The following is a 1,576-nucleotide window of genomic DNA, read 5'->3' as shown; positions in this document are numbered from 1 at the left end:
ATGTCGACGTGCCCACGATCCCGGCCGACCTGCGCGAGGCCTTCGACGCGTACGAACGCGCGATCGTCGCGAACGACCTCGACGTGCTCGACGCGTTCTTCGCTCCCGGCCCCGACACCCTGCGCGGCGACACGGGCGGGCTCCTCGTCGGGCACGACGCGATCAGCGGGTTCCGGGCGCTGCGCGGCGGCGTCCCTCCGCGCGGGATCGCCGACGTGCACTACCGGCCGCTCGGCGACGACGTCGGCCTGCTCGTCTCGGTCTCGGCGTTCCGCGGCGGCGGCCGGGGGCTGCAGACGCAGGTGTGGCAGCGGATCGACGGGCAGTGGCTCATCACCGCGGCCCACGTGACCCCGCGCACCCCGGCGCTCGACCGCACGATCTGGCGCAGCGTCGGCGACCCGTTCCTGCAGGGCGCGTGGGAGGGTCCGCTCGAAGGGCTCACCGTCGCCGTGAAGGACCTGCTCGCGATCGCCGGGTTCCGCATCGGCGCGGGCAACCCCACGTTCCTCGAAGAGGCTCGACCCGAGAAGGTCACCGCCCCCGCCGTCGCCGACCTGCTGCGCGCCGGCGCGTCGCTGCGCGGGATCGCCCGCACCGACGAGTTCGCCTACTCGATCGCGGGCGACAACGTGCACTACGGCACTCCGCCGAACGGCGCGGTGGTCGGGGCACTGCCCGGGGGCTCGTCGAGCGGACCGGCCGCGGCCGTCGCCGCCGGCCACGCCGACATCGGCCTCGCCACCGACACCGCGGGCTCCATCCGTGTGCCCGCGTCGTACCAGGGCCTGTGGGGACTCCGCACGACCCACGACCTCGTGCCCCGGCAGGGGATGCTGCCGCTCGCGCAGTCCTTCGACACGATCGGCTGGCTCACCCGCGACGGCGAGACGCTCGAGCGCGTCGCCGACTGGTGCCTCAGCTACGACGGCTCCGCCTCGACCGAGAACGTCTACGGCGCGTCGGGCGACGACCTGCCGTGGCGCTTCCTCGTGCCCGAGGAGATCCTCGAGTGCGTCGACCCCGCCACCCGCACCGAGTTCTCGCGCATGCTCGCCGCGCTCGCGGCATCCGAGGATCCGCCCCCGTTCCGTGCCGTGCACACGGGAGACCTGGATGCCACCTTCACGGCGTTCCGCACGGTGCAGGGCGCCGAGGCCTGGCGCAACAACGGCGAGTGGATGCGCGCGCACCCCGGGGCCGTGGGCCCGGCGGTGGCGGAGCGGTTCCGCATCGCGTCGCAGATCACCGCCGCGCAGGAGACCTCGGCGCGCGCCGAGCTGGAGCCGATCGCGGCGGCGTTGGCCGAGCTCGTCGACGGCGCCGTGCTGATCTTCCCGACCGTCCCCGGGCCTGCTCCGCTGCGCACCGCCGACGTGGATTCCGTCCGTGCGGCGACCCTGCGCATGACCGCTCCCGCGGCGGTGGCGGGTCTTCCCGCCGTCTCGGTGCCGCTCTTGACCGTCGCCGGCGCGCCGGTCGGCGTATGCCTCGTGTCGCGCGCCGGCACCGACATCGCGCTGGTCCGCCTGGCGCGGCGGCTGGCCGCGCTGGTCGCCGGGGTGGGCCGATGACC

Annotated in this window: 1 protein-coding gene; it reads left to right on the top strand. The window is 75.0% G+C overall.

What is annotated here, in order from left to right; translation table 11 throughout:
- Window positions 1-8 precede the first annotated feature (8 nt).
- Window positions 9-1,574, top strand: a complete 1,566-nt coding sequence (locus LQV45_RS31215; protein ID WP_230011217.1) for an AtzH-like domain-containing protein — start codon at window positions 9-11, stop codon at window positions 1,572-1,574.
- Window positions 1,575-1,576 lie beyond the last annotated feature (2 nt).

The organism is Microbacterium sp. Bi128, from assembly GCF_918698205.1.
This window is presented reverse-complemented; position numbering and strand designations above follow the sequence as displayed.